Origin of the sequence: Natronorubrum amylolyticum, assembly GCF_052040145.1 — an archaeon.
In the GTDB taxonomy this organism is placed as follows: Archaea; Halobacteriota; Halobacteria; order Halobacteriales; family Natrialbaceae; genus Natronorubrum.
The window spans coordinates 41214-47488 of record NZ_JBPPFW010000008.1 but is presented as its reverse complement, the minus strand read 5'-3'; the positions used below and the strand labels follow the sequence as shown (position 1 = coordinate 47488).

At 61.4% G+C, this 6275-nt stretch carries 8 protein-coding genes; 4 read left to right on the top strand and 4 right to left on the bottom strand.

The window, feature by feature from the left end:
- Together ACSFDB_RS20965 and dph2 are read right to left on the bottom strand one after the other, a co-directional pair.
- On the bottom strand, window positions 1–454 hold a 454-nt coding region (locus ACSFDB_RS20965), incomplete at its 3' end, for a DUF7344 domain-containing protein (RefSeq protein WP_440772828.1).
- A gap of 390 nt (window positions 455–844) precedes the next feature.
- Window positions 845–1891 carry a diphthamide biosynthesis enzyme Dph2 gene (dph2, locus tag ACSFDB_RS20960; RefSeq protein WP_440772827.1) on the bottom strand — a complete coding sequence of 349 codons (1047 nt, stop codon included), beginning with the start codon at window positions 1889–1891 and terminating at the stop codon, window positions 845–847.
- A gap of 225 nt (window positions 1892–2116) precedes the next feature.
- Here dph2 and ACSFDB_RS20955 point away from each other — a divergent pair, with 225 nt between their 5' ends.
- Together ACSFDB_RS20955 and ACSFDB_RS20950 are read left to right on the top strand one after the other, a co-directional pair.
- On the top strand, window positions 2117–3019 hold the full coding sequence (locus ACSFDB_RS20955; RefSeq protein ID WP_440772826.1) for a cell division protein CdpA domain-containing protein: 903 nt from the start codon (window positions 2117–2119) through the stop codon (window positions 3017–3019).
- Between the two features lie 98 nt (window positions 3020–3117).
- Window positions 3118–4149 (top strand): disk-shape morphogenesis protein volactin, encoded by a 1032-nt coding sequence (locus tag ACSFDB_RS20950; RefSeq protein WP_006091426.1) that lies wholly within the window; start codon window positions 3118–3120, stop codon window positions 4147–4149.
- Window positions 4150–4285: 136 nt separating this feature from the next.
- Here ACSFDB_RS20950 and ACSFDB_RS20945 read toward each other — a convergent pair whose 3' ends face one another.
- Window positions 4286–4453, bottom strand: a complete 168-nt coding sequence (locus tag ACSFDB_RS20945) for a zinc finger domain-containing protein (RefSeq protein WP_440772825.1) — start codon at window positions 4451–4453, stop codon at window positions 4286–4288.
- Between the two features lie 163 nt (window positions 4454–4616).
- Between ACSFDB_RS20945 and ACSFDB_RS20940 the strand changes: the two genes are divergently transcribed.
- Complete coding sequence (locus tag ACSFDB_RS20940) at window positions 4617–5018, top strand: DUF7961 family protein (RefSeq protein ID WP_440772824.1); 402 nt, start codon at window positions 4617–4619, stop codon at window positions 5016–5018.
- Between the two features lie 10 nt (window positions 5019–5028).
- Window positions 5029–5664, top strand: coding sequence for an METTL5 family protein (locus tag ACSFDB_RS20935; protein ID WP_440772823.1), 636 nt, complete (start codon window positions 5029–5031; stop codon window positions 5662–5664).
- Between the two features lie 18 nt (window positions 5665–5682).
- On the opposite strand, the gene ACSFDB_RS20930 is transcribed toward ACSFDB_RS20935, so the two are convergent.
- Window positions 5683–6231 (bottom strand): putative phosphothreonine lyase domain-containing protein, encoded by a 549-nt coding sequence (locus ACSFDB_RS20930; protein ID WP_440772822.1) that lies wholly within the window; start codon window positions 6229–6231, stop codon window positions 5683–5685.
- Window positions 6232–6275 lie beyond the last annotated feature (44 nt).

The window sequence follows — 6275 nt, the reverse complement described above, 5'->3', positions numbered from 1 at the left end:
CGGTCGAGAGCGGATGGTACTGGTTCCCGAGAACGGTGAGGATCGTTCGGCGTCGCGAGTCGGCGAGGGCGCCGAACAGGGCGTCGAGATCGGTTTCGTCGTCCGTTCGGCCGGTGAGGATCGCGCCGAACTCGGAGTCGTCGAACACCCAGTGGTCGGTCGTCGCGATGGTCCCGTCGTCGGTCTCCGTGACGAGTCCGGCGTCGACCAGCGCGGGCAGGTGCCTGTGCTGACAGTCGACGAGTGCGCGCTGGTGATCGTTGTCGGTCACCGATTCGAGTGGGCTCTCCGTGGTTACTGCGGCGAGTTCGAAGGCGAGATCGGTCTTCGAGACGCCGCTCGACGATCGGCTGTGAACGAGACGGAGGAGTTCACGCCGAGTGCTGTCTGCGAGTGTATCGAAGACCTCGTCTCGAGATCGCGGCGACCGTCCGCTGACGTCGGGATTACTCATCGATTACTGGTGGGGGGCTATCGGGCAAAAGAACTGCTCCAAACCACTTTGGAATCAGCACACAATTACTAATCAAATGTTGAATGTGGCCGGAACAAGTCCAACATACCATGAATAATAGTCGGGTGTTTCAGTTATATTTGGACAGTATGGTCATCTTTCCGCGACTGTATCCTGCGATACGATCTCCGCGATGGCTCACTCGTAGCGTAAGTACTCTCGCGGAAGCGGACGGGTCGAAATCGCTAGCCCTCTGCGTTCGATCGCTGGGCAAACCGAGAGATCCCGATCTCGAGGCCGAAGAAGAACCGAACGAAGCTGTGTGCGAAGCAGACGAGCGAAGTTGACGATCGACCGTCCTGTCTCCGTCGCTCGGACGAACCGAGGTCGCTACCAGGTGCCGTGGAAGGTGTCGAACGAAAGGCTATCGAGCGGCTCGTCGCCGACGGCGATCCGGTACTCGCCGGGGGTGAGCATCGGTTTGTGGAACTGCGGTCCGTCGTCGGTCGTGATCCGCGGACAGCCGGTGTTGACGAAGGCGTCCATGTCGAAGTTCCGCAGTCGATCCGGCGTCACCTCGTCCATGGTGATGAGGTAGGCGTTCTCGTTGTCGTCGATAATGTCTTGGGCGATCTCCCAGCGGCCCTGGCCGATCTTGGTACAGAAGATGACGCCCCACTTCTCGGCGTCCATCGCGCGGTGGACGGCGCCGTAGCGCTGCTTCATGAATTTGTCAGTGTCCGCTGGTGTCACGACGTTGTTGACCGGATCCGCGATGACGACGTGTTTGTCGGGGTGTTCCATCGCCAGACCGAGCGGGTGGAACTTTCCGCCGCCGACGTAAAGCACCTGCTCCGCGGGCACGTCCGCGCTCGCGTAGTTACAACCCAGCACCTGTCCCTCGTGGGTCAGCCGTTCGTCGCCGCGGCGACTCTGGACGTCGTAGCCCTGTTCTTCTAAGAACTCGCACATCTCCTCGTAGCGGTTCATGTGCTGGGCGGTCGTCACGAGACCGACGCCTTCGGTTTCCTCGGGTGGCTCTAAGGTGTCGAGCGCTTCCTCCATGATCGGCAGCACCTCGACGTTCGAGAACAGCGGCACGTAGATCACCTTGTCCGTGTCCTTCATCGGCGAGTGGCCGAAGTGGACGAAGACGTCGGTGCGTTTCATCAGGTAGGTATCGAGGTCGCAGGCGCCGTAACACGGCTGCCCCGAGAGCATGAACGTCACGCCGTCCGTGAGCTCTCGGAGGTCGTCGGCGACCGCGGGACCGCGTCGCTTCAGTCCCTCGGGAAACTGCAGGCCGACCTTCGTCGCGTCTCGCTCCTCGATGGCGTCGACGATCTGCTCGAGTTCGTAGTCCCACTCCCGATCGTGCTTCAACCGCATCCCGGTGTTTCGGAGGTCACCTTCGGTGTACTCCGACTCTTGACTCATTGACCGTCTTAACGACCACGGACGTAAATACTGCACGCTGTGAGGAATACGGCAGACTGGCCGCCGTATCGGGTGAATTCGCGTCCGACTCGAGCGGGCCGTATCCGACTGCACGGTTCGAAGCGACCCAATTTGACGGCGGTAGCTATCACGTCACGACGACAGCAATATCGAACTGGTAGCGCGACCCAACAGTCATAGTACTGGAGTATAAACCCGGTAGCAATGCCAGCGGAACAGCCTGCAGACGGGTATCTCTTCGATATCTATCGTCGATACATCGGCGAACCGGAGGACCGAACCGACGTCTACGTCGGGTTCAGCCTGTTTCTCGGCGGAATCGGACTCGCGATCGTCGCTCTGTTACTCTTCGTGTGGAGCGGAACGTTTGAGACTCGGTCCGCATCGTACATCGCCTGGGTACAGCCCGCGTACGCGCTCGTAATGATTTCACTCCCCGTGTTCATGCTCGGGGTCGTGGTGTTGTTGCCGTCAGAACGGCGGATGCTGTACACGTCGATCGCCGGCGTCGCGATCACGGTCGGTGCGATCATCGGTTTCATCGGTGCGTACCCGGACGACTGGAACGGCTACGGAAACGATTACACGGTTGAGGTCGTCGCGACCTACGCCGTCGGTCTCGCCGGGATCACCGCATCCACGGGGGCGGCGCTGATCGCCCACTATCTGGATATGGCCCAACAGGTCCGGACCGTCGACCCGGACGACGAAACCGACGAGGAAGACGAACTCACCGACGCCGATATCCGCAGCGACATCGACGAGGCGATGGAGGACGTCGAACTCTCCTGGGGTGGCGTCGAAAAGACCGAGCACAAGCGTCTCAGCTTCTCCGAAGATGAGTTCGACGCGGTGTCGGTCAACACCGACGCCGGAACGAAGACGGCACGTTCGACGGGCGTCGACGCGCAGGTCGCGGGTCTCAAGGGACTGAAAGGCGGCGAGACGAAGACCACGACCTCCCAGTCGACGGTCGACGATCAGACGGCGAAACTCAAGGAACTACGCGAACAACAGCAAGCGGAGGAGTTGGCGACGGCCGAGGACGATGGCTCACCGCTCTCCGGTCTGCTCGATCGGGTTCGCGAGCTTTTCGGCCGAAAGTAATGGGCTGTTTCCCTACGTTAAACTATTCTTATTGTCGAGCAGTCTGAGCTGTAAGTTATTCACATAGATTTATAATCCATCGGCCGCCTTGCCCAACTATGGCGAAAGGCCTAGACGTTGGAACGATGAACATCCTGTCAGCACAGCAGGATGGGAACGATACGGTTTTCGTGCAACAGCGTAACTCCTTCGTAGAGATCGAATACTCGGATATGGCCGAGCAGATGCTCTCTCGAAGCGAAGTGCTTCACATTCGTAAGGACGATAAGGTGTACGTCGTCGGCGACGACGCCCTCAACTTTGCGAACATTTTCAACAAGGAAACGCGGCGCCCGATGAAACACGGGATCCTCTCGAACGACGAGAAGAGCGCGATCCCGATGATGAAGCTCATCATCGAGCAGGTCGTCGGCGAGCCGGCGTATCCGGACGAGAAACTGTACTTCTCCTCGCCCGCGGATCCGATCGACTCGGATCTCTCGACGCTGTACCACCAGAAGACGATCGAGTCGTTCCTCGACGACATGGGATACGACTCCGAACCGATCAACGAAGGGATGTCCGTCATCTACAGTGAACTCGCGGACAACAACTTCACCGGACTCGGTATCTCGTTCGGTGCCGGGATGACGAACGTCTGTCTGGCGTACTACGCGGTGCCGGTCATGAAGTTCTCCGTCGCCCGCGGTGGCGACTGGGTCGACGAGCAGGCCGCCCGCGCGACGGGCACGCCCGTCGACAAGGTGACCTCCATCAAGGAGGACGACTTCGAACTGGACTTCACGACGGACGTCGGCGGCGTCGAGGGTGCGCTCTCGATCTACTACGAGAACCTGCTCGACTACGTCATCGAGAACATCGTCAAGGAAGTCGACGAGGAGGACGTCGAGGAAGGACTCGACGTTCCCGTCGTCGTCACCGGCGGTACCTCGAGTCCCAGCGGCTTCGAGGCGCTGTTCCGTGACCACTTAGAGGACGCGAACATTCCGTTCTCGATCAGCGGCGTCTCACACGCCAACGAGCCACTGTACAGCGTCGCACGCGGTGGCCTCGTGGCCGCACGCTCCGACGAGGACGTCGACCACGACACCGGCGCGGACGACGAGGAAGTCGAAGCGGAAGCCGAGTAAGCGACTTCCGGTTTTTCCGTTTGCACAGCGTCTCGTGAGAGTTATCGCTGCGTAGCCGCGTTCGATCGCGAGAGAATCAGTCAGCAGAGTCGCCCAGTCAGCCGTCAGCAGCCGCCGCCCCGATGGCGCCGATCACTCACTGCTCGTAGAAACGATTGAACGCGTCTCGCCAGGACTCCGTCTCTTCCCCCTCCTGGACGTGGTCGACGGGGACGTCCGCGAAATCACAGTGTGGACAGGTAACTGTCGAGGCGTCACCCAGCGAGTATTCCTCCAGCGACCCCTGGCACCGTGGACACTCCATACCTATCTCTCACACGGTCTCTCCTTAACTCTATCCACATTTGTCATGAAGCCGGCACACTCGAATCGCTCGAGCGACGCGACCGACCCGAGGTACTTCCCACGCCATATTACTACTGGGCATTTACAAAGGTTTTTGTATGCGACTCATGTATGTGGTTGCAATGAGTACGTCACCGACCCCCGAACCCGACCGAACGATCGCCGACTGTCGGCCCGCGGACGTGACGCCGGTCACGCTCGAGGCGCCGACGCTTGAGTCGACGGCGCCCGGCTACCTTCGGGACCTAAAGCGCGACCTGACCGAGGACGGGCTGCTCCCGGCGGAGTTGACCGTCGACGCCTGCTTCGACGAGGACTGCTCGCTTGCGACCCAGGAGGAGATTGACCGCGTGCGAGCGTACGTGCGGGCCGGTGCCTTCCTCGGCGTCGGAACCGTTACGCTCGAGATCGACGATATCGCCGATCCGGAGAAGGTGCGTCCCGCGCTGGCCGCCTGTGCCGAACGCGCCGAGCGCGAGGGACTCGCGCTCGAACTCGACGGGGCTATCAGCCTCGACTCCTAACGACGCGGTAATGTCCGGCCCGTCGCGACGTACCCTTGCTCGAGCGCTCGAAGCGCTCGCCGACTTTTCCGAGCCATCAGCCGCACTCGAGCAGTATCTCACGCCGCCGGAGATCGCCGCTCACGTCTGTCATCAGGCGCGGATGCAGGACGATCTAACGGGCTGGGTCGTCGATCTCGGCACCGGAACCGGGATGCTCGCGATCGGGGCCTCGCTCGCGGGGGCCGAGCGCGTCGTCGGCGTCGACGTCGATCCCGACGCGCTCGCACTGGCCGAGGCGAACGCCGCACGGATCGACGAGGCGGGGCGCGACGGACTCCTCGAATGGGTTCGTGGCGACGCGACTCGGCCACCACTCTCGGTGGGCGATACCGACGTAACCGTCGTCTCGAACCCGCCGTTCGGTGCCCAGCGCGGGAACCGACACGCCGACCGCGAGTTCCTCGAGACCGCCCGGTCGATCGCCGACGTCTCTTACACGATCCACAACGAGGGAAGTCAGGAGTTCGTCGAGTCGTTCGCCGCGGACGAAGGTGGCGACGTGACACACGCGTTCCGAGCCGAGTTCTCCATCGCGAACCGGTTCGAGTTCCACACCGACGCCGAGCGGACGCTCGAGGCGGAAGTGTTTCGGATCGAGTGGTAGAGCCGGCTTCGAGGACGATTACGCCCGAAACCTGGCCGGCCGCTCGAGGCCCCACTCGCTCGCCGTCTCGGCGACGATCCCCTTTTTCGAGTAGATATCCGGCTTGTATCGGAGTGGTGACGAACAGTCGTACGTCTCCCGCAGGTGCTCGCGTACGCGGAACACGTCGTCCGTGTCGAAGTAGTTGGGCGTGTAGACGACGATCATGTACTCGTCGTACGGCAGTTCGGCCATCCCGGTCGCGGTCATCACTTTCGCGTCCCAGATGACCCCTGCGGAAACGTCGTTGACGATACGCGGCCAGAGATCGACGATCGTTTCGACCTCAGCCGTCACCTGCCACTTTCCGCTTGTAAATCGCGTCTCGAGTGCGTCCTCGTCGAGACGTCGGACTGCGTCGTCGTCCGTCTGCGGAAGGTCAGTCGCCGATACCGCCGCCGGCCGAATCACGTCGTGCGTCGGGAAGTACGCGTCTCGAGCGATTCGCGGGTAGCCGGTGACGCGCTGGGCCCGCAGCCAATACCGTCCGTCGTCTGTGATCTCAGTCGGATCCCGTTCGATATCCATACTATTTCTCCACTGTCGACTTAGTTCAACGCTCGCCACATCCA

Excerpts from the sequence above, each read along its gene's own strand:
- dph2 (WP_440772827.1), bottom strand. The coding sequence starts at position 1,891 with ATGAGTCAAGAGTCGGAGTACACCGAAGGTGACCTCCGAAACACCGGG.
- ACSFDB_RS20955 (WP_440772826.1), top strand. The coding sequence starts at position 2,117 with ATGCCAGCGGAACAGCCTGCAGACGGGTATCTCTTCGATATCTATCGT.
- ACSFDB_RS20930 (WP_440772822.1), bottom strand. The coding sequence starts at position 6,231 with ATGGATATCGAACGGGATCCGACTGAGATCACAGACGACGGACGGTAT.
- ACSFDB_RS20935 (WP_440772823.1), top strand. The coding sequence starts at position 5,029 with ATGTCCGGCCCGTCGCGACGTACCCTTGCTCGAGCGCTCGAAGCGCTC.
- ACSFDB_RS20940 (WP_440772824.1), top strand. The coding sequence starts at position 4,617 with ATGAGTACGTCACCGACCCCCGAACCCGACCGAACGATCGCCGACTGT.
- ACSFDB_RS20950 (WP_006091426.1), top strand. The coding sequence starts at position 3,118 with ATGGCGAAAGGCCTAGACGTTGGAACGATGAACATCCTGTCAGCACAG.
- ACSFDB_RS20945 (WP_440772825.1), bottom strand. The coding sequence starts at position 4,453 with ATGGAGTGTCCACGGTGCCAGGGGTCGCTGGAGGAATACTCGCTGGGT.